The sequence below is a fragment of the Bacillus sp. M13(2017) genome (genome assembly GCF_002218325.1).
Classification (GTDB): Bacteria; Bacillota; Bacilli; order Bacillales; family Bacillaceae_G; genus Bacillus_A; species Bacillus_A thuringiensis_K.
The window spans coordinates 399,628-423,111 of the sequence record NZ_KZ268502.1 but is presented as its reverse complement, the minus strand read 5'-3'; the positions used below and the strand labels follow the sequence as shown (position 1 = coordinate 423,111).

Below are 23,484 nucleotides of genomic sequence, written 5' to 3'. Positions count from 1 at the left end.
TTTTCATTATTTAGCTTCTGCTGTTTTTTCTTTTGCAGAACGTACTTGCTCGTCCGCATGGTAAGAAGAACGCACAAGTGGGCCAGCTTCACAGTGGCTAAATCCTTTGCTAAGTGCAATTTCTTTAAGCTCTGCAAATTCTGCTGGTGGGTAATATTTAAGAACTGGTAAATGCTTCTTAGATGGTTGTAGGTATTGCCCAAGAGTTAAAATATCCACATTGTTTGCACGTAAGTCATCCATTGCTTCAATTAAATCTTCTCTCGTTTCACCTAAGCCCACCATAATGCTCGATTTAGTTGGAATATCAGGCTGCATTTCTTTCGCTCGACGTAAAAACTCTAATGAACGTTCATATTTTGCTCTAGCGCGAACTCGGTCAGATAATCGACGTACTGTTTCAATGTTATGGTTTAGAATATCTGGTTTTGCATCCATTAACATTTTTAAGTTTTCTTCTACTCCACCCATATCAGATGGTAATACTTCGATAGACGTGAATGGGTTTTTACGACGTACTGCGCGTACTGTTTCAGCAAAAACAGCTGCTCCCCCGTCCTTTAAATCATCACGTGCAACCGCTGTTATAACAACGTGCTTTAAGCCCATTTGAACTACTGAATCTGCTACGCGTTCTGGTTCTTGTAAATCAAGCTCAGTTGGTAAGCCTGTTTTAACCGCACAAAAACGACAAGCACGTGTACAAACCGCACCTAAAATCATAAATGTTGCTGTTTTTCTTACAGCCCAGCATTCATGAATATTCGGACATTTTGCCTCTTCACAAACGGTATGAAGATTCTTAGAACGCATCATTTTCTTTAAGCCTGTATAGTTTTCATTCGTGTTTAACTTAATTTTCAACCATTCGGGCTTGCGCTTATATTCTGTTTGTTTTGTCATGGTTATCAACTCCGCACAATATGAAATAGTTTACCGTGTTCGCTTCTTTCAATGTAACATATCTATTCTAACGTATGAAAGCGATTTGCTCAAATGAAGATTCTAAGATTTTTTCCAATCGTTCCCTATAATGAAATACTCCGTATATCCCACACTAAAAAGAGTGATGTTGTGAAAGGAGTCTATTTCATGCTTCGAAAAATTTCTCTTTTGCTTTCTATTTGTTTTCTTCTCCACCAAAACATCGCTTACGGTGAAGATAATCAGCAAAGCATATACGAAAAGCGCATGGCACTATATAAAGAAACCGAGCAGTCTTCAGGCATTCCATGGTATTACTTAGCTGCAATGGATCAATATGAAAGAAATATACGGAGCGTAAGAAAAGATATTCCGAAAAAACCAGATGCCATCATTTCCCTTTATTTCAAACCAGAAATATGGGCTGGGCCTATTAATAGTAACGATACTCTCCCCCATACAATTTCTCTATTTGGCGGAATAGGTTTAGATGGTGACAAAGATGGATTTGCAAATGCAAATAGCGACCGTGATCTTCTGCATACCGCAGCGACTATTTTAAGGAAACAAGGAACGTCAGAAGACCGTATTAAAATTATGCTTTGGGAATATTATAGACGTGCAAAAACAGTTGATTTAATTAGCGAATACGCCCAAATTTATAAACATTATGGACGTATTAATTTAGAAGGAAATGCTTTTCCTCTTCCGATTCGTAGTGACCATAGCTACCGTAGTACTTTCGGCGCTGGAAGAAGTTTTGGCGGCAGAAGGATTCATGAAGGAACCGATATTTTCGCCGGATATGGCGTGCCAGTAAGATCGACTTGCTATGGCATTATTGAAACGAAAGGTTGGAACCGCCTTGGTGGATGGCGCATTGGTATTCGTGACCTTCATAACAATTACCATTATTACGCCCATTTAGGCGGGTTTTCAAAAGAAATACAGCTTGGACAAATTGTTGAACCAGGAAAAGTAATCGGATTTGTTGGTAGCACTGGTTATGGACCTCCTGGTACAGCCGGAAAATTTCCACCCCACTTACATTTTGGCATGTATAAAGACAATGGCTATACAGAATGGGCCTTCGATCCATACATGCATTTAAGCCTTTGGGAACGCAAAGAACGAGCAAATACAAAACGATAACCGTAGCGCATTGCTACGGTTATTTTTTATCCAGTAAAAGCCCGGCTCAGCCGAGTTTCACTTTATATGCAATTAACTATCTGTTTTCTTTTTATCAGGTACAGCAACACTTCCGCTTCCATAATACGTAGGCACTTCCCCTTGAACGATACGCGTCGCAATTGGAACATTTTGTTTCACCGTTATCTCTTTCGTATGAAATGGAATAATCACTTGCAATGTTACTTCCATTTCCATAACAATTTGAATCGCTGTAGTATTAATCCCATGCGGCTCAATTTTTTGTTTAATATCTGTATTCACATGACCAATTGGCGTGAAATGAATTGGAATATCTGGTCCTATATTACCAAGAAGTGCATTATCCGTTACACGCCCAAAAGGAACTGCCATAGTCGCCCCGTTTTTTTCAGAAATCCCTAGCTCCTTCAACTTCCCTTGTTCTACTTGTTGCAAATATTTTTCTATGTACGTGGTCGTTGACGTTACGATTTCATTTACTTGCTTCGTATTTAAATTAATTGTGGATACTTTTCCGTTTTTATCATTCTGTACTTTCATTAATGAATCGACATCGAATCCTTCATTAATTCGATCCTTTACTGCCTTCGTCATAATTGCTGTCGCCATTTTATGTGTCTCTACTTCCCCATATTTAATTAAGGTCGGCTGAATATTATTATTCACAATCCACAACCCTTGCGTAAGTAATATAACAAAAAGAATAAACGACATAAGCAGTATATACCGAAAGGCAATAGGTCCCTTTCGAAACCGCGAGTTTTTCGAGCGAAATATACTCATAAAAAAACCTCCTTCTTATATCATTTCTATGCAAGAAGGAGGGACGATATATGCTTATCTCATTTTTAATAATGCTTCTTTTCCAATCGTTCCTGCTGGAATGCCTAATGCTTCAGCTCCAGTCGTTACCGATTCTAGTGGCGCTTCAAGAAGTTGTTCAATCGTTCTTACACCAACCGCACGGCCAGCAATAATTCCTCGATCACCTAATTTCTCATTTAAAAGACCTACATCTAATGCACCACACATAATATATCCTTTATCGCTCATTACAGCTAGCAAATTCGTCTTTGGAAGTTTCACGCTAACTGCAATAAACGTATAATTATCAATTATAATTGGCTCCACATTAACCATAGTTCACACTCCTCTCTTTCTTATCTGTATGACAAGAGAAAAATGAGTGTTACAAGTTAACTAGCCTATAGTTTAACGGAAGATGTATAAGTTATTAACATATCTGTTAACACATCTCTAAGTAGTTCTGGCATATAATATTGTTTGTCAGAAAGTGTGGATAGCTCTGGGTATAAGTAGCCAAATGTAAACATATCAATCGTTCCTACTGTATATATACGATCTAATTCCAGCGATTCCCCGTTAATTAATACATCTTCGAGTAAAATTTTATTCCCGGGAATCGTATCTGGAATGACTTCTACACCAGCGTAAATCATTTTCCCCATCACTTTTCCCCGAAATCCGAATCCTTTTACCTCAAGATTCTCCATATTCGGTTTACGTGCTTTCAAAATAACTTCTCTTAATATCTTTCCTGGAACTTTCAAAGCACAAGGATTAATTGGATGTGGACAAATTCTGTGAATATCTCCGCGCGTCACAACACCTTCTTCTAATCCTTCAAGAAGTACACCCGCATTCACCATTCCAATCTCTGCACCGCACCACATTTTCAGCGCATTTGCTAACATGTGCGAAAATGCTGTTTCCTGAAACCAATCGACTGGCAATGATTCCTTTACATGAACGACAGGCTCTGCCATAATCTGTTTACTTTCTTCCTGCAGCAATTCAATTGTGGATAACGGTTTGCTGTAAGCACCTAAACGTTCTGTCTTAATCGCTCTACCGTCCTTTTTCAACAGCTTCTTCGTCTCTTTATCCACAGTAAGCTGAACGTGCCCAACGTAACGTCCCCACTTTTCACAACAACAAAGTAACGTATTATTAATAAGAACGCCTCGGTCAAATAAATGATGCGTATGTGCCCCTAAAATAACATCTACATCATAATGCTCCGCCATATACTCATCCATGCTTTTTCCAAGGTGAGAAAGAACAACTGTAATATGAGCCTCATCTTTCACTTCTTCTAAAATTGACTCTAAATGGATAAGCGGATCTTCAATATGCCAATCGAGCATATAATAAAACTCCGGATAAGCTACCGTTAATCCGATAAAAGCAATCGTAATCCCATCTGTCGTTGTATGTAATTTATAAGGCTTTGCCCACTCCGGACGTACCCCTTCTTTTTCAAATAAATTCGCGACGAGCACCTCAAATCCAGCATCATCATATAGACGATTCAAATGCTCCTTCGCTAACGTAATTCCTTCATTATTTCCGATCGTTACATAATCATATAACGCCTCATTTAAAAGCTTCGTATTGCCAAGTCCATTCGTCGCTTCCGAAATACTATGAAAACGATCCACATGATCGCCGATATCAACCGTCAAGACGGTCTCTCCCGCTTCCTGTCTTCGCTTTTTCTCCTCTTGTACAAACCGAGAAATTTGCGACCAATTTTCAAAATGACTATGTATATCGTTTGTATGATAAAGATGGATGATTGTTTCTTTATTTATATTCAGAGAAAAAACCTCCTCTCAGTTCCTTACTGCCATTTACGCTATGCGCACGCAATAATCCTGTAAATACTTTTCGTCTTTTCTTGCTATTTTACATTGTACTCGCATTGTGAGAAAAAGCAAAAGATTGTCCTTTTTATATGAGAAACTTTTGCTAATACAGGAAAGAATTCCAGATAGTGGAGGGAGGGGTGGATTTGTCAGTCTCTTTGTCTTAAACCTAGTCGTTCTCTGTTCTTATAAAATGTTTGGGGTATGTGAGAATTTTCTTTTGTCTTATCTTGTCGACAAATCGATATTCCTTGTCGAAACGTTGATATATTGAAATAATCGTTGATATATTCCCGTTTATGATCGATATATTTGAAAAATCGTTGATATATTTAGCTGAACACCCACCCGGGTACCCTCTCCCAAGCCAAGACAAATCCGCAAAACAAAAAAGCGCCCTGCACAGCAGGGCGCTTTCTTCATACATATATTATCCAGTTCTAGCGGCTAGAATGTTCGGTGGCTTCACTTCTTCCCCCTCACATTCTGAACGAGCCGCTTCCACTTTAAATATTGTCCAGCTTTGCCTCCTAAACCCTCATGTCTAAGAACCTTCCGCACCAGAAGATAAAAAGCATCTTCTGTGCGAAAGAACCTTAGCCAACGGGTCTGAACAGTCGGCTCCGCATTTCTATTTAACCAATAGAACCTTCCATCTCAAACTTGATTAGGCGGTTCATTTCAACTGCGTATTCCATTGGAAGTTCGCGAGTGAATGGCTCGATGAAGCCCATTACGATCATTTCTGTAGCTTCTTGCTCAGAAATACCGCGGCTCATTAGGTAGAATAATTGTTCTTCTGATACTTTCGATACTTTCGCTTCGTGCTCAAGTGAAACGTAATCGTTTTTGATTTCGTTGTAAGGAATTGTATCAGATGTAGATTGGTTATCCATGATTAACGTGTCACACTCGATGTTAGAGCGAGAGTTTTTCGCTTTTGGTCCGAAGTGTACGATACCACGGTAAGTTACTTTACCACCATGCTTCGCAATCGATTTAGAAACGATTGTTGAAGACGTGTTTGGTGCTAAGTGAATCATTTTCGCACCAGCATCTTGGTGTTGGCCTTTACCAGCAATCGCGATAGATAATGTTAAACCACGAGCGCCTTCACCTTTTAAGATAACTGCTGGATATTTCATCGTTAATTTAGATCCGATGTTACCGTCAATCCATTCCATCGTTGCGTTTTCTTCACAAACCGCACGTTTTGTAACTAGGTTGTATACGTTGTTCGCCCAGTTTTGGATTGTTGTATAACGGCAATATGCATCTTTCTTAATGATGATTTCTACTACCGCACTGTGAAGTGAGTTAGTCGTGTAAACAGGTGCTGTACAACCTTCTACGTAGTGTACGTGTGCGCCTTCGTCTACGATGATAAGCGTACGCTCGAATTGTCCCATATTTTCAGAGTTAATACGGAAATACGCTTGAAGTGGTGTATCAACTTTAACACCTTTTGGAACGTAGATGAATGATCCACCAGACCAAACTGCAGAGTTTAATGCAGAGAATTTGTTGTCTGTTGGTGGAATTACTTTTCCGAAATGTTCACGGAAAATATCTTCGTTCTCTTTTAATGCGCTATCTGTATCTTTGAAGACGATTCCTAGAGCTTCTAGGTCTTCTTTCATGTTGTGGTATACAACTTCAGATTCGTACTGTGCAGATACACCAGCTAAATATTTTTGCTCAGCTTCTGGAATACCTAATTTATCAAATGTTGCTTTAATTTCATCAGGTACTTCATCCCAAGACTTCTCAGATTTCTCAGATGGTTTTACGTAGTACGTAATTTCATCAAAATCTAAGTCATTTAAGTCGCCGCCCCATTGTGGCATTGGCATTTCATAGAACTTATCCAGTGATTTTAAACGGAAGTCTAACATCCACTGTGGTTCTTCTTTCATACGTGAAATCTCTTCAACGATCTCTTTTGTTAAACCGCGTCCAGCACGGAAAATCGAAACGTCTTTGTCTTTGAAACCATATTTATAATCGCCGATATCTGGCAGTTGCTTCGCCATGTTGGTGTGTCCCTCCTTAGATAACCTCATTTTTAGGAACCTTTAACATTACTTATCTTCGTTTAAGCCCTTTTCTAACGCTTTCCACGCTAATGTTGCACATTTAATACGTGCAGGGAACTTGCATACGCCTTGTAATGCTTCAATATCTCCTAAATCGATGCTGTCATCGTACTCTTTTCCTAGCATCATGTCAGAGAAAATTTTCGAAAGCTGAAGTGCTTCTTCAATTTTCTTACCTTTTACTGCTTGTGTCATCATTGAAGCTGAAGACATTGAGATTGAACATCCTTCGCCTTCAAACTTCGCCTCTTGCACAATACCTTCTTCTACTTTCATCGTAAGTTGAATACGATCGCCGCAAGTTGGATTGTTCAAGTTAACAGTAACACTATCTTCTAACACGCCATTGTTACGAGGATTCTTATAATGATCCATAATAACTTGACGATATAACGTATCTAAATTATTAAATGACATTTGTGAAATACTCCTTTGTCTTGATTAGCGATTCAACAAATGTATCAATTTCTTCTTTTGTATTATATAAATAGAAGCTCGCACGTGCTGTTGAAGAAGCTTTTAGCCACTTCATAAGCGGTTGTGCACAGTGATGTCCTGCGCGAACTGCAATGCCTTCTACATCTAATACAGTCGCTACATCGTGAGGATGTACGTCTTCAATATTAAATGTAACAAGACCAGCGCGATGCTTTGGACCATAAATTGTAACGCCATCTACTTCTGATAGTCTTTCTAAAGCGTATTGCGCTAATTCATGCTCATGCTTTTCAATATTATCAAGACCGATTTCTTCTAGGAAATCAATTGCCGCACCAAGTCCGATTGCATTACCGATAATCGGTGTACCTGCTTCAAACTTCCACGGAAGCTCTTTCCAAGTAGATTCTTGTAAATCTACGAAATCAATCATTTCACCGCCAAATTCAATTGGCTCCATATTGTTCAGCAATTCTTTTTTACCATATAATACGCCGATGCCTGTAGGTCCGCACATCTTATGAGCAGATAATGCGTAGAAATCACAGTTTAAATCTTGTACATCTACTTTCATGTGAGGTGTACTTTGTGCACCGTCAACGACCATAATTGCGCCATTTTCGTGTGCAATCGCTCCGATTTCTTTTACAGGGTTAATCGTTCCAAGCACGTTTGAAACTTGCATAATAGAAACGATTTTTGTATTCGGTGTAACTGTTTGACGAACATCTTCTAAAGAAATTGTACCGTCTGGTTGAAGCGGAAGGTATTTTAAAGTTGCACCAGTTTTCTTCGCAACTTGTTGCCACGGAATGATGTTACTATGGTGCTCCATGTAAGAAATAACGATTTCATCGCCTTCTTTTACATTTTCAAGACCATAGCTAGCCGCTACTGTATTTAATGCAGTTGTCGTTCCGCGCGTGAAAATAATCTCTTCCATTGATTTCGCGTTAATAAACTTGCGAACTTTCTCGCGTGCACCTTCATACGCGTCGGTAGCTTTCGTACCGAGCGTATGAACACCGCGATGCACGTTAGAATTATATTCTTTATAGTAACGTTCTAACGTTTCAATGACTTGAATTGGTTTTTGAGAAGTTGCTGCACTATCGAAATATACAAGTTGTTTGCCGTTCACTTTTTGATCAAGAATTGGAAACTGTTTGCGTATTTCATGAATATTCATTAGCGAACTTTCCTTTCAATTACCTCAACAAGCTGTGCTTTTACTCCTTCAATTGGAAGCTCATTTACTACAGGTGCTAAGAATCCATGGATGACTAAACGTTCTGCTTCGCGTTTTGGAATACCACGGCTCATCAAGTAGTATAATTGGTACGGATCTACGCGGCCTACTGAAGCTGCGTGACCTGCCATTACATCATCTTCGTCGATTAAAAGAATTGGGTTTGCATCACCGCGTGCTTTCTCATCTAACATAAGAACGCGAGAAGATTGTTGTGCGTTTGATTTAGATGCACCGTGTTCAATCTTACCAATCCCGTTAAAGATAGATGTTGCACTATCTTTTTGTACACCGTGTTTTAAAATCCAACCTTCAGAGTGTTTACCGAAGTGAACAACTTTAGTTGTAAAGTTTTGTGTTTGGTTACCACGGCCAATTGTTACTGTTTTCGTATCAGCATATGAACCGTCGCCCATTAAGTTTGTAACGTTCTCTGAAATTGTGTTTCCGTCATTCATAAGGCCTAGAGCCCAATCAATGCGGCCGTCGCGTCCAACAACACCGCGGCGGTTAACGTAAGTTGTTACGTCTTTTGCTAATAGATCAACCGCACCAAATTTAACTTGTGCGCCTTGTTCCACGATTACTTCTGCTACGATATTTGCAATACCTTTAGCATTTTCATTTGCAACATAGTTTTCTACATAAGTTGCAGTACTGTTCGCATCAGCTACGAATAATACATGGTTATATACGTTAGCTTCTTCGCCGTCTACTAAGAATACAGCTTGAAGTGGAGTTTCAAGAACAACGTTTTTCGGAACATATACGAATGCACCGCCGTTGATTAATGCAGCATGAAGTGCAGTTAAACGATGCTCGTCTACCTTCACGCCATCTTTCATTAAGTACTTTTGTACTAGCTCAGCGTGCTCAGTTGCAGCTGTTACGATGTCTGTAAAAATAACACCTTTTTCTTTTGCTTCGTCTGCTAAAGAAACGAACGCTGTTGTACCAGTGCGTTGTACTAATACGCTGTTGTTTTCATCGATTAAGTTTTTCACTGCTTCTGGAAGCTCTGTTAAAGAACTTACAGGCTCTTGCTTAGCAGCGTCGCCTTTTCCGATAAAGTCCCATTTTTCAATTTTCGTTTTATCAGGCGTTGGCATTGGAAGTTCAGTTGCTTGTGCAAGAGCTTGTAAGCGGAACTCAGTCAACCAAGCAGCTTCGTTTACTTCGCTTGCGCGTTGACGGATTGTTTCTTGATCGAAAGGTAATGTACCGATTGTCATGTTTATGCTCCTCTCTTACGCTTCTTGCTCTGTTGTTTCGTCTTCAATACCTAATTCTTTTTTAATCCAGTCGTAACCTTCAGCTTCTAGACGTTGTGCAAGCTCAGGACCACCAGATTTAACGATACGACCGTTCATCATAACGTGAACGAAGTCTGGAGTGATGTAGTTTAATAAACGTTGGTAATGCGTAATCATTAGGCAACCGAACTCTTCGCCGCGCATTTCGTTAATACCTTTAGATACAACTTTTAATGCATCGATATCAAGACCTGAGTCGATTTCATCTAAGATTGCGATTTTTGGCTCAATCATCATTAATTGAAGAATTTCGTTACGTTTTTTCTCTCCACCAGAGAAACCTTCGTTTAAGTAACGTTGTGCCATTTCTGGATCCATTTCTAGGAATTCCATGTTTTTATCTAATGTACGGATAAATTTCATAAGAGAAATTTCATCGCCTTCTTCACGACGTGCATTAATTGCAGAACGTAAGAAGTCAGCGTTTGTTACTCCGCTAATTTCACTTGGATATTGCATTGCTAGGAATAGACCCGCTTGTGCGCGCTCATCTACTTCCATTTCTAATACATCTTCACCGTCGATGATGATGCTACCTTCTGTTACTTCATACTTTGGGTGACCCATAATTGCAGAAGATAAAGTTGATTTACCTGTTCCGTTAGGTCCCATAATTGCGTGGATTTCTCCACCTTTTACTTCAAGGTTTACACCCTTTAAAATTTCTTTGCCATCAATTGATACGTGTAAGTCTTTAACCGTTAATGTAGAACCAGCCATCTCAATACCTCCATTAATCCTATATATACATTTTAAAAATTCCTAAAACGTTCATATTCTCATTTTATTCTCATTCTAATTTTATATCAAATAAAATGATATCGCAAACGACGAAAAAAAGTAACCGTTTTTTCACAAATGTATATAAGTATTTCCTTTGCATCTTTCTATGATACACCTTTCTTCTTATTTATATAAAGAAAAAAGGACTGGTAATTTTCCAGTCCTTTCCTTATAATTATTCACTTACCGGAAGTACAGCACCTTTATATTCTTTATTAATAAAATCTTGAATTTCTTTTGAATGTAGCACTTCTACTAGCTCTTTAATTTCTTTTTTCTTCTCATCACCTTTACGAACTGCAATGATGTTTGCATACGGAGAGTCTGCTCCTTCAATCGCAATTGCATCCTTTGTTGGATTTAATTTTGCATCAATTGCATAGTTTGAATTAATAAATAAAGCATCACCTTCATTATTTTCATACAGCTTTGGTGACAATCCAGGCTCTACATCTGTTTTAAACTTTAAGTTTTTCGGATTTTCGACTACATCTTTTACGGTTGCCTTAACAACATCTACACCATCTTTAAGCTTAATCACTCCGCCTTTTTGTAACAATGCTAACATACGGCCTCGCTCCGCTACGTTATTACTCATAATTACTGTTCCGCCATCTGGTAAGTCTTTTAAGCTTTTATATTTCTTAGAATAAATACCCATCGGCTCTAAATGGATTTTTCCTGCGTTTACAATTTTATATCCCTTTTCTTGGATTTCTTTATCTAAGTACGGAATATGCTGGAAGTAGTTCGCATCAATTTCTTTATCCGCTAACGCTTTATTTGGCAGTACATAATCCTGGAACTTTTTAATCTCTAACTTAATACCTTTTTTCTCTAATATTGGCTGTGCCTTCTCTAGAATAACAGCGTGCGGCACGTTAGAGGCTCCAACAACAAGCTTATTCTCTTCTTTTCCTCCGCAAGCAGCTAATGTAAATACAGACAGCGCTGTAACAACTGACAATAAAATCTTTTTCATATGATGTCCCCTTCTCCCCTATAGTTATGTAGTTATAAAAAAGGCTGGCATACACCAGCCTTTTCAGCAATTATTCTTTTACAGGAACAACTGCCCCTTTATATTCTTTATTAATAAAGTCTTCGATTTCTTTAGAATGCAATACTTCTACAAGCTCTTTAATCTCTTTTTTATCTTTATCACCTTTACGAACCACTAATACGTTTGCGTACGGTGAATCATCACCTTCAATTGCAATTGCATCTTTTTCTGGATTTAACTTTGCATCAATTGCATAGTTCGAGTTAATTAAAACAGCGTCGCCTTCTATATTGTTATACACTTGTGGTAACAAACCTGGCTCAATGTCCGTTTTAAACTTTAAGTTTTTCGGGTTATCTGCAATATCTTTTGGAGTTGCACTAACTGGATCTACTCCGTCTTTAATTTTTAAAATGCCTTCTTTTTGTAAAATTGCTAAACCACGTCCATGGTCAGTAACGGAATTACTCATAATGATTGTCGCTCCGTCTGGAAGTTCTTTTAAGCTCTTATATTTTTGAGAATATACACCGATTGGTTCTAAATGAATTTTTCCTGCTATTTCAAAATCATATTTTTTATCTTTAATTTCTTTCTCTAAATACGGAATGTGCTGGAAGTAGTTTGCATCTAAATCCTTATCCGCTAACGATTTATTTGGCAACACGTAATCTTGGAACTTTTTGACTTCTAATTCAATTCCTTTTTTCTCAAGTAACGGTTTTGCTTTTTCTAAAATTTCAGCATGCGGTACGTTAGAAGCACCCACAACAAGTTTCTTTTCATCTTTATCTTTCCCACCACAAGCAGCTAACCCAAAAATTGAAGTTGAAATAAGTGCCGTAAGTAATAATTTTTTCATTTGAAACATCCTCCCGTTTTTTATTACCGTTTATCTATTCGAGTCGTTAAACTATCACCAATCCACTGAATTAAAAATACAACTAGTAATACACAAATTGTCGCAACGATTGTTACATCGTTATTCCCTCTTTGGAATCCTTCTAAGTAAGCAAGTGTTCCAAGGCCACCAGCACCAACAACTCCCGCCATTGCTGTATAGCCTACTAAAGCAATTGTCGTAACAGTAATACCAGATACTAATGCTGGTAACGATTCTGGAATTAACACTTTCAAAATAATTGTGCTTGTTTTCGCTCCCATTGCTTTTGAAGCTTCAATTACACCTTTATCAATTTCGCGAAGTGCGATTTCAACCATTCTCGCGTAGAATGGTGCCGCTCCAATAATTAAAGCTGGCAATGCTGCACTTGCTCCAAGAATTGTTCCAAGAAGAATCTTTGTGAATGGGATTAATAAAATAATTAAAATGATGAATGGTATAGAACGGAATATATTTACGAATGCTCCAATCACCGTATTAATTGATTTGTTTTCCCATAAATTATCTTTCGCTGTCATGAAGAGTAACAATCCTAAAATTAGTCCTAAAACAAATGTCGCAAGAGCTGCGATTGCCGTCATATATAACGTTTCACCAGTTGCTTCTAACATTTGATTCCAATCAACATTTGCGAGTAACTTATCCATGTGCAATCACCTCCAGCTCTACTTGATCTTGATGAATTCCTTCTATTGCTTGCTGGATCGCTATTTCCTCACCATTTAAATGAACAACTAAACTACCGTAAGAACCGTTATTCGTTTGTGCGATATTCCCTTGCAAAATGCTAACTTCTATATCACTGCGTTGCATTAATCGTTGAAGCACTGGTCTTTCTACAGCCTCACCGATAAATTGCAAACGAATTACTTTTCCATCTGGATATTTTTCAATTAAACTTTCAATCGTTTCATTTGTATCTTCAGAATCTGTTAACTGCTGTACAAATCGTTTCGTAATATCTTGCTTCGGATTACGGAATACATCAAGTACTGGACCTGTTTCTACAATCTTTCCTCTCTCCATTACCGCCACTCGGTTACATATCTTTCGAATCACGTGCATCTCATGTGTAATGAGTACAATTGTTAAACCAAGGCGCTTATTAATGTCTAATAGTAAATCCAAAATTTGATCTGTCGTTTCTGGATCAAGAGCTGACGTTGCTTCATCACATAAAAGCACTTGTGGATTGTTAGCTAAAGCTCTTGCAATCCCGACGCGTTGCTTTTGTCCTCCGCTTAGCTGAGATGGGTACGCGTCTCCTCTCCCTTCTAATCCAACAAGATGAATTAATTCATCAACACGTTTTCTTCTCTTCGCTTTATCAACACCTGCAATTTCAAGTGGAAACTCTATATTTTCACGTACAGTTCGTGACCAAAGTAAGTTAAAGTGCTGAAAAATCATTCCGATTTCTTGCCTTGCCTTACGAAGTTCACTTCCTGTAATTGCTGATATAACACGATTGGCAATTGTAATTTGGCCAGAAGTCGGTTTCTCTAACTGATTAAACAATCTAATTAAAGAACTTTTTCCAGCGCCGCTATATCCGATAACACCAAATATTTCGCCTTTTTCTATTTTTAAATTGGCGTTATCTACAGCAGTGACATCACCGCTTTTCGCCTTATATATTTTCTTTACATTCTCTAATAGAATCATGATGTTCACCCCTTTTTTAAATAAAAAGCGCAAGCGACTGTTCTAGCCGCTGAAGCTAGATTTCATAAAGATTTTAGATCGACTCCGCAATTTTTTATGTTTAATGCGCGTAGTCCACCGTTATCACTACCTTTATTATTTGAATGTCCTCCACATTCAAACAATAAAAAAACCTTTCTGCTTTAGAGAAGCAGAAAGGTTTTTATGCGTATATAACAACATTATCCCTCTCTCTCATCTCTCAAAGCATTTGCTTTGCAGGAATTGGCACCATTTCAACATAAGTTGACGGTTGCCGGGCTTCACAGGGCACAGTCCCTCCACCTCTCTTGATAAGAGAAATCAGATTCAATTTTCGTCTGATTTGTAATTTATGAAATTGTCTATATTTTATGAATTGAATTGTATCAATATCTAAACACCATGTCAACAGAAATTTTCGCAAAAAATGAACCTTCAGAATTTTAAGCACCTACTGACATCGGTTTACATATATGAAACATCGATTCGACTAATAGCATCGTTCGATACGTTCCCGAATATTGTACACGTCCATCGTTCATTAACATTTGCAATCGTACATTGCCGTTTACCAATTGTTTTACATCTTCTTCATCTACACAAACGATTTGCTCCGTCCCTATTTCCTCATGTAGCAGTTCTATATAATCTCTTGAAATTTGTAACGAACAACTTTCATCTCCAAAGCGGAAATTAACAGTTTTTTCTTCTTTTCTTAAAAGCGGCTCTAAATGATATTGACCATTAGCGTAATTTACAAATGATTGAAGCAAAGAATATAATTTCACCTTAAATCACATCCTTCATATCACTTTCTATTACATACCATTCCCTCTCACTAAAGAGCAATCCTGTTATTTTCGCTCGACAAATACTGTATCCACCCTGCATCTCGACATATTTCCCAAGAAATATGTCGAGGCGGCAAAAATTTTGCCGCCTACTTTAATTCCGTATATAAATATTCAACCGAATGAAATGCGTATATCTTCTTCATCAGTGTCCCATTTTCAAAAACAAGTAAACAAGGTACACTTTCAATCCCATACTCTTTCGCTAAATGCGGAGCATAATTTAAATCTAACATCCCAATTTTGAGGCCTTCAATTGTCATCTCAACGACTGTTAACATCTTTTTTGCTAATTGGCATGTTCCACACATTGGAGTATATACATATAATACTGTTTTTTCTTCGTTCTCTATTAGGGCTGTAGCTTCGGCTCCTGTCCAATCAATCACTTCTATCATTCCTTACCGTAAATATTCTGTATAAACGTCAATGTCGGCTCCCCATAATACATTTGCTAAGTGTGTAGATGGCGCAGTTGCCACTTCTCGGTACGAGCGATCAATATAGATATGCTCGGCTTGCGGAAATTCTTTTCGAAATTGTTTCCTTAACTTTTCTCCAGCATCATCAGCATCCACTAGCACATACACTTCCTTATCAAAAAACTGATCAACGAGCTCATCCATTTTCGACAAACCAATTGTACCATTTGTACAAACAATTTCCACCGGTTCACGAATAATAGATTCAATCTTTCTTCTATCTGATGTACCTTCTACAATAATGACTTTTTCTACATAAATCATATGTCATCACCCGATCACCATATACTATATAACCTTGAACTTAGTATATAGTATATTCGTTATTTTCATGTTGTTTCCTGTTTATTTTTGCAAAAGAAAAGCGTAAGCGGCTCGTTCAGATTGTGAAGACTTATGAAACCTTACCACAAAACAGTTTTTCTCATAATAGCTTATTTATTTACATATAACTTGACTTTCATTATTTCATACAAAATAAAAAAAGACAGCACAAAGGCTGTCCTTTAGTCGACTAAATTAGTCTTGATTTGTCATTTCTGCATATTTTTCTGCAGTTAATAACTTCTCAACTTGGCTTGCATCAGAAAGTTCAACTTTAACCATCCATGCACCCTCGTATGGAGATTCGTTAACAAGTTCTGGTTGGTCACTTAATTCTTCGTTTACTGCTACAACTTTACCGCTTACAGGTGCGTATAACTCAGAAACTGTTTTAACAGATTCTACGCTTCCGAATGGCTCGTCAGCTTCGATTGTTGCACCTACTTCAGGAAGTTCAACGAATACGATATCGCCTAGCTCACCTTGTGCAAAGTGAGTGATACCGATAACAACTTCATTACCTTCAGTTTTTACCCATTCGTGTTCTTCAGAGTAACGTAAATTATTTGGAATGCTCATGACTGTACCTCCAGTGAATGTATTAATTATGTAAAAATACCTTATTGGTACTTTTTCCACACACTTTCAAACTGCTCTTCGTTAAAACCAAGTGTTACATTCGTTCCATCTGTTACAATTGGACGTTTAATCAACATGCCATCAGATGCTAAAAGCTCGTACATTTCGTCTTCGCTTGCATCTTTCAACTTATCTTTCAGACCAAGTTCACGGTAACGCATTCCACTTGTATTAAAGAATTTTTTTAAGGGTAATTCACTTTTTTCATGTAAATTACGTAAATCTTCTTTTGATGGTGGATTTTCAACAATATGAATCATCTCATATGCTACATCGTTTGCCTCAAACCATTTCTTTGCCTTTTGACATGTGCCACACTTTGGATATGAATAAAATGTTACTGTCATAAATTCACCTACTTTTTTACTAACCTTTACCTTTATCATATAGAAAACGTTTTATTATTTCAAACCATTATTCGCTAAACTTTTACTTATTTCGTGATAATTTTTAATAATCCTGCGAATTTTTCTTATTTTTCCGCCATTTGTTAAGAAAAAAATAAATATATAAATTTTTTTAGATTCTGCACCAAACATATATCTTAAACAAGCGTTTGATTAATTCCCCATTTTTCTTTCTTACGCCTTGAGCTGCATCGGTTTCTTCCTACCGAACATACAGCTTAAACAAACGTTTGATTAATTCTCCATTTTTCTTTCTTAACCCTTAAGTTACATCGGTTTCTTCCTACCGAACATACAGCTTAAACAAACGTTTATTTAAAAAAATAAGAAGCCTCGTTTACAGGCTCCCTCATCATCTATTCAAATAATCTGCGATGGTTTGAAATACGACGATATACATATTATGAATACTTTCTTCTGTATTTCCTCCATTAGATAAACCAATTGCCCATTGTTGCCCTTCACCACTTCCGATATTTGCAAAACCTTGCGTATACATCACATTTACATCTTTTCGTGCACTGTTATACTCTGTCCCTTTTGTAATAAAAATTGAATATGATTTATCTTGTAAACCGATAAAAAACACTGGTTTCTTTAGCGATGAAAATACATTTTTGTACTGCTCTGTTGAGGCTTCTTGAAAGTGATCTTTCATTATTAGAAAACCATCCACTTCCTTAGATTTCTTTTCCAGTGCCTCTAACTTCATTTCCTCAAACTTTACATTCCTAAACGTATCTTTCGGCTTTTCTCCAACAACTCCAATTACGAGTGCTCTTCCGTTATATTCTAATTTCTCTCCTTCTTTATCCTTTGCACACCCAGCACTGACTAGGCATATCAATATAAAAAATAAGAAATACGATAAACGCTTCATATAGCACCCTCCCCTTCTTTTTAGTCAAGTGACAAAAACGTAAGGTTAATTCAAGAAAATGTAAGTAAAATCGATAGCCCAATTCACGTTTCTATATTATAATCAATTGAATTTACTTACATTACTAAACATAGGAGATCAACATGAAGAAATTTAAACTTTCATCTTTTCTTCCGTTAAGTTATATACTTCTACTTGTACTCGTAAGTCCCCTTTACGACGTATTAAATAAATCGACTGTTCACGCAGTAGACGTTACAACTGTAGTAGATGATTGGATTCCATTTGTAAAAGCATTTATTATTCCTTATTTACTTTGGTTTCCATACTTATACGGCGCACTTATTTATTACTGCTTTGCTGACCGAAAGCAATATTATGTCACTTTAAGTAGTGTTATTTTTGGAAAGCTTGCTTGTTTTTCTATTTATTATTTTTGGCAAACAACTGTACCGCGTCCGACTGTCGTTGGAACAGATGTATTTTCTGAACTAGTTCGCTATATTTATAGTATCGATCAACCGGTAAACTGTTTCCCTAGCATTCACGTTCTTACTACATTTGTAATTATGTTAGCTGCCTTTAAGCGTAGAGAGCAACACGCTTTTGAATATTACATCCTTACTTTCTTCGGTACACTTATTATTTTATCAACGTTATTTACGAAGCAGCATGCCTTTGTAGATGCCGTTTCTGGAATGACGCTTGCAAGCATACTTTACTTCGGCGTTCAACTCTTATTGGCGAAAGAACCAATAAGAGTTCCAGTAAAACAAAATCATAGAATGTAACATGACAAAAAAGCAGACTGTGGCTTCTCAGTCTGCTTTTATCTATTATTAAGGAGATTTTCAATTTAAGATTGCGGTACAGTCATATCACCAGAATGAATACGACCTGCTTTTTTAAGAGCAATGTAAAGTATATAAGAAACAGCTACTGGAATAACGATATAAGTAATTACCATCGCTGGGAGAACTCCCCATCCTTGGCTGGAAATTAAATTAATTGGTGCGATAAGAGAACTTAATCCAAGACCTGCAATTTCCTTTCCTGCTTCCAGTTGGAAAATTAATGCGGATACTGGACCGACTATAGCACTGGCGACGACAGTTGGAACGAGAATCATTGGATTTTTAGTGATATTTGGCAACTGTACTTTCGGAGTACAAAGGGCTTGAGCTAATATGCCACCTAAATTGTTTTCTTTCGCTGAGATGACAGAGAATCCGATAAACTGAGCGACGCATCCGGCAAGAGCAGCACCACCTGCAACACCGTCTAAGCTAAGTGCAATTGCTAACGCAGCTGATGAAGCTGGAGAGATAAGTAATAGTCCCCAAACTACTGCAATGACGATAGAAGCGATAAACGGGCTACCAGCCGAGCTATCTTTAATAAAAGCTCCAACTGCGTTTAAAACAGGAGTAATATTATGAGCTAACCAAATACCAACTAAACCAGAGCCTAATATTGCCGCAAATGGAACGAGCATCATATCTAAAGCAGTTTTTCCGCTTAAACGTTTACCAATATATACAGCTAAAGTTGCTGTTAATAAAGCACCGATTGGCTCACCTGTTTTAATAATTAGACCTGCTTCAGTAATTGAAATGGATCCGGCACCAATTGCTCCAGCCACCATAGCCGAGAAGATTACAAGGCCATTTGCACCGAGCATAAAAGCAATCCCGGCACCAATTGCTGGTGCCATAAGTGATTTTGCAACAACTCCGATTGTAATAAGTAATGGTATATCAACAATTCTTCCTATATTTTCGATCAGTAAACCAATTCCGAGGGATACGAAAATACCTTGTGCGATTCCAGCAGATGCTTTAAATACACGAGACATTATATATTCCTTCATTTGTTTCACCTTCTTCTATAAGTTAGTAACCAATTGTTTTCATATAATCACGTAAAATATCGTTTGATTTTGCGAATCGAGATTCTTCATCCTCTGTTAAATTGAGTTCTACAACTTCTCTTATACCGTCTCTAGTAATAATAGCTGGTACTCCTGTACAAATATCATATTCACCATACTCACCATCTAAAATGGCTGATACAGCAATGACACGGTGATCATCATTAAAGATTGAACTCGCAATATATGCTAGAGAATTTCCGATTCCGTAATAAGTAGTTCCTTTTCGCTTATAAATTTCCCATCCAGCTTTCGCAGTCTTCTCAACAATTTCATCTAAATCTATTTCACCAAATCGTTCTTTTTGTTCTTCTAAAATTTGCAGAATTGGCTTTCCACCAACAGTTACGTGAGACCAAGCAACCATTTGAGAATCACCATGTTCTCCCAATGAATACCCATGAATACTACGAGGGTCTACATGTAACATTTCAGATAAAATTGTTCTTAAGCGAGAAGAATCTAATGATGTACCTGTACCGATCACACGATTTCTAGGTAATCCAGATAATTTCCATACTTCATATGTAATAATATCAACTGGGTTCGATGCGAGTAAGAAAATACCATCAAATCCACTTTCCATTACGCCACCAACAACACTTTCCATAATCTTTGCACTTGCTCCTAAAGTATCTAAGCGACTTTGTCCAGGTTTTGGTGCTGGCCCTGCAGTAATAATAACAATGTCCATATCTTTGCAGTCTTCATAGCTTCCTGCATATACTTTTGTTCTTGTATTTGTAAAGTTAATGCAATGTGATAAATCCATTGCTTCCCCAACTGCACGTTCATGATTTATATCAATTAATAATAGCTCTTCGCAAATGCCTTGATTCACAATAGAATACGCACAACTTGATCCAACTAATCCAGTACCGATAATTGCAATTTTTCTTGTATGTCTTTTCATAGCAATCTCTCCTAAGTGATCATATAATCTATTTCTTTTGTTCTTTACACTCTTAATTATAGAGGTTATCACGATAGAAACCATGGATACTTTGTGAAATATCGAACAAAGTTTTTGTCCTTTTTGTGAATTGTTATATTCCATTTTCGTCATATTTGTTACAACTGGAAAAATATTTATTATGTATTTATTGACATACAAAAAATAAAACGAGCGAATTCATTTTCGCTCGTTTTTTCATCCTATTATTCTGCACTTAACTGACTTTTCAATTGCTGCACAATCATCGGATTCGCAGGTGCTGCTGGTTTATAATAACTCTTTTGCTTTGCGTACTCATACATATTACGTTGGCGCATCTCATCTTGATTACGAATTTGGATTAACGTTTGATGTAACTGCTCATTATCAGACTGAGCAATATAATTTGCATAACTTGTTAAACTTGCATTTAATCCTGCTAAATAATCATTTACCATATCTTTTTCATTCATGTTCCGCTTCCTCCTATCCTAAAAAAGTCATTAATTGTTGCTTCGTATTTCGTGCATCTTGTGCATCCTTTTGTAGCATTTGTTTCAGTTGTGGATCTGTACACGTCTGTGCATACTGCTCCAACTTGTTAATAATTGTTGCATGTCCACCGATTAAATGACGTAAATTTTCTACTTCAAGCTCTGTTAAATTTTGCATGGAATACTCCTACCTTTCTTCTTTCATTCTCCTTTAGTATTCTGTTCTTTTTAAATCGTATTCATGAAAAAGCTTTCTTACACTTCAAATCAATCACATCTATTTATAAATACAAAAAAATGTTATAATTACAGAAAAAATACAAAAATTAAAATTTTATCCTTATGTTACCTTGATAATTTACAAATATATTAAGAAGAGGTGCCTATGCAAAGAACATTTAAAGTTATCTTTTCATCATTTACACTATCCTATATATAAAATTACTAATTGATGTATTAACTTTAAAACCACTATTCACCTCTATACCTTTACATATATTATTTCTCATTTTTTTCTATTTATAGCACTTAACAATTATAAAAATCGTAACACTACATTTTTCTTATTGTTTATTAGTGCAACTCTATTAGTAAGTATTAGCTTCATTAAAAGTATTCTTATATAAAGGAGCAATGAACATGAAAACACATGACTTCCTTACAGAAATCCAGAAGGGCTCTGAGCCTAGTCCATATCAAGATCCCATCGTATTCAGTTTCGTTTGCTTTTTCTTAGCGATATATACATTTTTCAAACCTGCAAAATAATCTTATTAGATGAAAAAGAATCTCCAAACCATTAGAGACTCTTTTTCATCTAATATTTTCTTTTCAAAACTACGATAGTTAAAGCATAAGAACAAAGTACTCCAGCTAATAAACATGCATTTCCTAATTTATACTGTTCGCCTGTCAGTGAATATAGATTCCCAATTAAAAAGATAACTAAAAATCGCTTCTAAGGCTTCTAATTACCTTGCTTCTTATTCACGTAATCCTTTAATAAACGTTTCCAATAATACATGTAAACTTGTATCTAAATCTAGTGGCAAACCAAATCCACCCTGCTGTTCAATCGACGCAAATCCATGACAAATACTTCTGAATCCACGTGTCGCATGAAGTGCATTCTCTCCTTCTAAGCCGTATTGCTGTAAAACCTGAAGACAAAGCTTTACAATTCCGTCACCTGCTTTTCTTACTTCTTCATCTCGTAAAAAAGTTGCTTCATATAGTCCAGGATGTTTGCGGACAAATGCTACATACGCTTCTCCTAAAGCATGAACTGCTTCATCCATCCGTTTATCCTCGGCCGCTTCTTCCAGTCTGTTATGCAGCTGTTTGATTCCGTAAATGCCAAGATTTTTCCGTACATCTTGTAAACCTTTTACATGATTGTATAGCGAGGGTGAACGTACCCCTAATGTTTGCGCTAATGAAGCTAACGTTACTTCTTGTATTCCGTTTGTATCTGCAATTTCTGCTGCTGTTTCTACAATTTTCGGTAATGTAAGTCCGATTCTCGGTGACATAAATTAACCTTCTTTCCTACTTTCTATATTCCGCTTAGCTTTCTTAATAGCAAGCTCTATGATAGCACCTGGATCTTTTATCATTTTCCCATGTCCTGCCGCAAGTAAGGAAGGCTCATATTTGCTTAGCTTCTCTGCACTTTGTAACGATATTTCTTTGCTCCACGTTGCCATCGCAGGAAACGGAAACCAAAATTTCATTTGTCCCGAAACAGCCATACCTCCTCTTGTTTGAAATACATCCCCGACAATAAGAGCTTTATTTCGTACATCAAGAAATGACATGGAGCCTGGCGTATGTCCCGGTGTCCTAATCGCAAGAAGCGATCCAACTCGGTCGCCATCTTCCAATAAAACATCAGGTACCGTTTTTACCTTTTTAGGTACACCGCCTTTTATCGGTATATTTGGTTCATCCTTTTGTAATGTCGTATCTCCTTCTAACAGCTTTGCGTCCCGCTTAGAAATATAGACTGGAACGTTAGGAAGTACTTCCTTTAATGCGTCTAATGCACCGATGTGATCATCATGCGCATGTGTTAATACAATCTTAGTAATTGGTTTTCCTATTTTCTCAGCCGCCTGTAAAATACCTTTTGCGCTATATGGCAAAGCCGCATCAATTAAAGTTAAACCATCTTCTTCCTCCACAAAGTAACAATTCACTGGAAACACTCTTGGCAAAAATGACAATTGATATACCGTTTTTTCATGTATCATTCTCATATTTCCATCCCCCTTTTCACGAAAACTAATACCATTAGTTTTATTAT

General features: G+C 37.1%; 27 protein-coding genes, 1 pseudogene and 1 riboswitch. Of the genes and pseudogenes, 2 read left to right on the top strand and 26 right to left on the bottom strand.

Annotated features, from left to right (window positions below; translation table 11 throughout):
* Window positions 1–6 precede the first annotated feature (6 nt).
* Window positions 7–903, bottom strand: coding sequence for a lipoyl synthase (gene lipA / locus CGQ22_RS11320; RefSeq protein WP_000166372.1), 897 nt, complete (start codon window positions 901–903; stop codon window positions 7–9).
* Between the two features lie 189 nt (window positions 904–1,092).
* Here lipA and CGQ22_RS11315 point away from each other — a divergent pair, with 189 nt between their 5' ends.
* A complete protein-coding gene (locus tag CGQ22_RS11315) occupies window positions 1,093–2,076 on the top strand; it encodes a M23 family metallopeptidase (RefSeq protein WP_000944665.1) in 984 nt (327 codons plus the stop codon).
* Between the two features lie 72 nt (window positions 2,077–2,148).
* Here CGQ22_RS11315 and yunB read toward each other — a convergent pair whose 3' ends face one another.
* The 18 genes from yunB to CGQ22_RS11220 all read right to left on the bottom strand — a co-directional run bounded on the left by yunB (window position 2,149) and on the right by CGQ22_RS11220 (window position 17,821).
* Complete coding sequence (gene yunB / locus CGQ22_RS11310) at window positions 2,149–2,880, bottom strand: sporulation protein YunB (protein WP_000021793.1); 732 nt, start codon at window positions 2,878–2,880, stop codon at window positions 2,149–2,151.
* 54 nt (window positions 2,881–2,934) lie between these two features.
* Complete coding sequence (locus CGQ22_RS11305; protein WP_000248466.1) at window positions 2,935–3,237, bottom strand: YunC family protein; 303 nt, start codon at window positions 3,235–3,237, stop codon at window positions 2,935–2,937.
* A gap of 65 nt (window positions 3,238–3,302) precedes the next feature.
* Window positions 3,303–4,694 (bottom strand): bifunctional metallophosphatase/5'-nucleotidase, encoded by a 1,392-nt coding sequence (locus CGQ22_RS11300; protein WP_089148709.1) that lies wholly within the window; start codon window positions 4,692–4,694, stop codon window positions 3,303–3,305.
* Between the two features lie 707 nt (window positions 4,695–5,401).
* A complete protein-coding gene (gene sufB / locus CGQ22_RS11290) occupies window positions 5,402–6,799 on the bottom strand; it encodes a Fe-S cluster assembly protein SufB (protein ID WP_001118827.1) in 1,398 nt (465 codons plus the stop codon).
* A gap of 48 nt (window positions 6,800–6,847) precedes the next feature.
* Window positions 6,848–7,279: a Fe-S cluster assembly sulfur transfer protein SufU gene (sufU, locus tag CGQ22_RS11285; protein WP_000009525.1), complete on the bottom strand. Its 432-nt coding sequence runs from the start codon at window positions 7,277–7,279 to the stop codon at window positions 6,848–6,850.
* A complete protein-coding gene (sufS, locus tag CGQ22_RS11280; protein WP_001020767.1) occupies window positions 7,269–8,489 on the bottom strand; it encodes a cysteine desulfurase SufS in 1,221 nt (406 codons plus the stop codon). Before sufS ends, sufU begins: the two co-directional genes overlap by 11 nt.
* Window positions 8,489–9,781, bottom strand: a complete 1,293-nt coding sequence (gene sufD, locus CGQ22_RS11275) for a Fe-S cluster assembly protein SufD (RefSeq protein WP_000152185.1) — start codon at window positions 9,779–9,781, stop codon at window positions 8,489–8,491. The genes sufS and sufD overlap by 1 nt, the downstream gene beginning before the upstream one ends.
* A gap of 15 nt (window positions 9,782–9,796) precedes the next feature.
* Window positions 9,797–10,582, bottom strand: a complete 786-nt coding sequence (sufC, locus tag CGQ22_RS11270; RefSeq protein ID WP_000929160.1) for a Fe-S cluster assembly ATPase SufC — start codon at window positions 10,580–10,582, stop codon at window positions 9,797–9,799.
* 238 nt (window positions 10,583–10,820) lie between these two features.
* Window positions 10,821–11,627, bottom strand: a complete 807-nt coding sequence (gene metQ, locus CGQ22_RS11265; protein ID WP_000722399.1) for a methionine ABC transporter substrate-binding lipoprotein MetQ — start codon at window positions 11,625–11,627, stop codon at window positions 10,821–10,823.
* 70 nt (window positions 11,628–11,697) lie between these two features.
* On the bottom strand, window positions 11,698–12,510 hold the full coding sequence (metQ, locus tag CGQ22_RS11260; RefSeq protein WP_089148708.1) for a methionine ABC transporter substrate-binding lipoprotein MetQ: 813 nt from the start codon (window positions 12,508–12,510) through the stop codon (window positions 11,698–11,700).
* A gap of 23 nt (window positions 12,511–12,533) precedes the next feature.
* Window positions 12,534–13,199 carry a methionine ABC transporter permease gene (locus CGQ22_RS11255; protein WP_000359401.1) on the bottom strand — a complete coding sequence of 222 codons (666 nt, stop codon included), beginning with the start codon at window positions 13,197–13,199 and terminating at the stop codon, window positions 12,534–12,536.
* Complete coding sequence (locus CGQ22_RS11250) at window positions 13,192–14,217, bottom strand: methionine ABC transporter ATP-binding protein (protein ID WP_089148707.1); 1,026 nt, start codon at window positions 14,215–14,217, stop codon at window positions 13,192–13,194. The genes CGQ22_RS11255 and CGQ22_RS11250 overlap by 8 nt, the downstream gene beginning before the upstream one ends.
* A gap of 231 nt (window positions 14,218–14,448) precedes the next feature.
* A riboswitch (SAM riboswitch) is annotated at window positions 14,449–14,556 on the bottom strand.
* A 125-nt stretch (window positions 14,557–14,681) separates the two neighbouring features.
* Window positions 14,682–15,026, bottom strand: a complete 345-nt coding sequence (locus CGQ22_RS11245) for a hypothetical protein (RefSeq protein WP_000781210.1) — start codon at window positions 15,024–15,026, stop codon at window positions 14,682–14,684.
* Between the two features lie 152 nt (window positions 15,027–15,178).
* A complete protein-coding gene (locus CGQ22_RS11240; protein WP_002025020.1) occupies window positions 15,179–15,487 on the bottom strand; it encodes a thioredoxin family protein in 309 nt (102 codons plus the stop codon).
* A gap of 3 nt (window positions 15,488–15,490) precedes the next feature.
* On the bottom strand, window positions 15,491–15,835 hold the full coding sequence (locus CGQ22_RS11235; RefSeq protein ID WP_000640870.1) for a toprim domain-containing protein: 345 nt from the start codon (window positions 15,833–15,835) through the stop codon (window positions 15,491–15,493).
* 255 nt (window positions 15,836–16,090) lie between these two features.
* Window positions 16,091–16,474 (bottom strand): glycine cleavage system protein GcvH, encoded by a 384-nt coding sequence (gene gcvH, locus CGQ22_RS11230; protein WP_000026896.1) that lies wholly within the window; start codon window positions 16,472–16,474, stop codon window positions 16,091–16,093.
* Between the two features lie 41 nt (window positions 16,475–16,515).
* Window positions 16,516–16,881, bottom strand: a complete 366-nt coding sequence (locus CGQ22_RS11225) for an arsenate reductase family protein (RefSeq protein WP_000218968.1) — start codon at window positions 16,879–16,881, stop codon at window positions 16,516–16,518.
* A 412-nt stretch (window positions 16,882–17,293) separates the two neighbouring features.
* Window positions 17,294–17,821, bottom strand: coding sequence for a hypothetical protein (locus tag CGQ22_RS11220; protein WP_000826885.1), 528 nt, complete (start codon window positions 17,819–17,821; stop codon window positions 17,294–17,296).
* A gap of 143 nt (window positions 17,822–17,964) precedes the next feature.
* Here CGQ22_RS11220 and CGQ22_RS11215 point away from each other — a divergent pair, with 143 nt between their 5' ends.
* Window positions 17,965–18,612 (top strand): phosphatase PAP2 family protein, encoded by a 648-nt coding sequence (locus CGQ22_RS11215; RefSeq protein ID WP_000713772.1) that lies wholly within the window; start codon window positions 17,965–17,967, stop codon window positions 18,610–18,612.
* A 65-nt stretch (window positions 18,613–18,677) separates the two neighbouring features.
* Here CGQ22_RS11215 and CGQ22_RS11210 read toward each other — a convergent pair whose 3' ends face one another.
* The 7 genes and pseudogenes from CGQ22_RS11210 to CGQ22_RS11180 all read right to left on the bottom strand — a co-directional run bounded on the left by CGQ22_RS11210 (window position 18,678) and on the right by CGQ22_RS11180 (window position 23,437).
* A complete protein-coding gene (locus CGQ22_RS11210; RefSeq protein WP_000666162.1) occupies window positions 18,678–19,691 on the bottom strand; it encodes a PTS sugar transporter subunit IIC in 1,014 nt (337 codons plus the stop codon).
* Between the two features lie 22 nt (window positions 19,692–19,713).
* A complete protein-coding gene (locus CGQ22_RS11205) occupies window positions 19,714–20,664 on the bottom strand; it encodes an L-lactate dehydrogenase (RefSeq protein WP_000820650.1) in 951 nt (316 codons plus the stop codon).
* A 245-nt stretch (window positions 20,665–20,909) separates the two neighbouring features.
* A complete protein-coding gene (locus CGQ22_RS11200) occupies window positions 20,910–21,158 on the bottom strand; it encodes a spore coat protein (RefSeq protein ID WP_001002987.1) in 249 nt (82 codons plus the stop codon).
* Window positions 21,159–21,171: 13 nt separating this feature from the next.
* Window positions 21,172–21,357: a hypothetical protein gene (locus CGQ22_RS11195; protein ID WP_001180555.1), complete on the bottom strand. Its 186-nt coding sequence runs from the start codon at window positions 21,355–21,357 to the stop codon at window positions 21,172–21,174.
* A 639-nt stretch (window positions 21,358–21,996) separates the two neighbouring features.
* Window positions 21,997–22,131: pseudogene (locus CGQ22_RS32415) on the bottom strand (DUF2178 domain-containing protein); the annotation flags it as partial.
* 31 nt (window positions 22,132–22,162) lie between these two features.
* Entirely contained in the window at window positions 22,163–22,711 is a 549-nt protein-coding gene (locus CGQ22_RS11185) for a TetR/AcrR family transcriptional regulator (RefSeq protein ID WP_089148706.1), read from the bottom strand.
* A 3-nt stretch (window positions 22,712–22,714) separates the two neighbouring features.
* Window positions 22,715–23,437, bottom strand: a complete 723-nt coding sequence (locus tag CGQ22_RS11180) for an MBL fold metallo-hydrolase (RefSeq protein WP_089148705.1) — start codon at window positions 23,435–23,437, stop codon at window positions 22,715–22,717.
* Window positions 23,438–23,484: the final 47 nt, after the last annotated feature.

Coding starts and splice junctions, on each gene's coding strand:
- CGQ22_RS11220 (WP_000826885.1), bottom strand. CDS start 17,821: ATGAAGCGTTTATCGTATTTCTTATTTTTTATATTGATATGCCTAGTC.
- CGQ22_RS11225 (WP_000218968.1), bottom strand. CDS start 16,881: ATGACAGTAACATTTTATTCATATCCAAAGTGTGGCACATGTCAAAAG.
- metQ (WP_089148708.1), bottom strand. CDS start 12,510: ATGAAAAAATTATTACTTACGGCACTTATTTCAACTTCAATTTTTGGG.
- CGQ22_RS11240 (WP_002025020.1), bottom strand. CDS start 15,487: ATGATAGAAGTGATTGATTGGACAGGAGCCGAAGCTACAGCCCTAATA.
- metQ (WP_000722399.1), bottom strand. CDS start 11,627: ATGAAAAAGATTTTATTGTCAGTTGTTACAGCGCTGTCTGTATTTACA.
- CGQ22_RS11235 (WP_000640870.1), bottom strand. CDS start 15,835: ATGATTTATGTAGAAAAAGTCATTATTGTAGAAGGTACATCAGATAGA.
- CGQ22_RS11305 (WP_000248466.1), bottom strand. CDS start 3,237: ATGGTTAATGTGGAGCCAATTATAATTGATAATTATACGTTTATTGCA.
- CGQ22_RS11210 (WP_000666162.1), bottom strand. CDS start 19,691: ATGAAGGAATATATAATGTCTCGTGTATTTAAAGCATCTGCTGGAATC.
- CGQ22_RS11255 (WP_000359401.1), bottom strand. CDS start 13,199: ATGGATAAGTTACTCGCAAATGTTGATTGGAATCAAATGTTAGAAGCA.
- sufB (WP_001118827.1), bottom strand. CDS start 6,799: ATGGCGAAGCAACTGCCAGATATCGGCGATTATAAATATGGTTTCAAA.
- CGQ22_RS11250 (WP_089148707.1), bottom strand. CDS start 14,217: ATGATTCTATTAGAGAATGTAAAGAAAATATATAAGGCGAAAAGCGGT.
- CGQ22_RS11315 (WP_000944665.1), top strand. CDS start 1,093: ATGCTTCGAAAAATTTCTCTTTTGCTTTCTATTTGTTTTCTTCTCCAC.
- lipA (WP_000166372.1), bottom strand. CDS start 903: ATGACAAAACAAACAGAATATAAGCGCAAGCCCGAATGGTTGAAAATT.
- gcvH (WP_000026896.1), bottom strand. CDS start 16,474: ATGAGCATTCCAAATAATTTACGTTACTCTGAAGAACACGAATGGGTA.
- CGQ22_RS11180 (WP_089148705.1), bottom strand. CDS start 23,437: ATGAGAATGATACATGAAAAAACGGTATATCAATTGTCATTTTTGCCA.
- sufS (WP_001020767.1), bottom strand. CDS start 8,489: ATGAATATTCATGAAATACGCAAACAGTTTCCAATTCTTGATCAAAAA.
- sufU (WP_000009525.1), bottom strand. CDS start 7,279: ATGTCATTTAATAATTTAGATACGTTATATCGTCAAGTTATTATGGAT.
- sufD (WP_000152185.1), bottom strand. CDS start 9,781: ATGACAATCGGTACATTACCTTTCGATCAAGAAACAATCCGTCAACGC.
- CGQ22_RS11205 (WP_000820650.1), bottom strand. CDS start 20,664: ATGAAAAGACATACAAGAAAAATTGCAATTATCGGTACTGGATTAGTT.
- CGQ22_RS11195 (WP_001180555.1), bottom strand. CDS start 21,357: ATGCAAAATTTAACAGAGCTTGAAGTAGAAAATTTACGTCATTTAATC.
- CGQ22_RS11200 (WP_001002987.1), bottom strand. CDS start 21,158: ATGAATGAAAAAGATATGGTAAATGATTATTTAGCAGGATTAAATGCA.
- CGQ22_RS11215 (WP_000713772.1), top strand. CDS start 17,965: ATGAAGAAATTTAAACTTTCATCTTTTCTTCCGTTAAGTTATATACTT.
- yunB (WP_000021793.1), bottom strand. CDS start 2,880: ATGAGTATATTTCGCTCGAAAAACTCGCGGTTTCGAAAGGGACCTATT.
- CGQ22_RS11185 (WP_089148706.1), bottom strand. CDS start 22,711: ATGTCACCGAGAATCGGACTTACATTACCGAAAATTGTAGAAACAGCA.
- sufC (WP_000929160.1), bottom strand. CDS start 10,582: ATGGCTGGTTCTACATTAACGGTTAAAGACTTACACGTATCAATTGAT.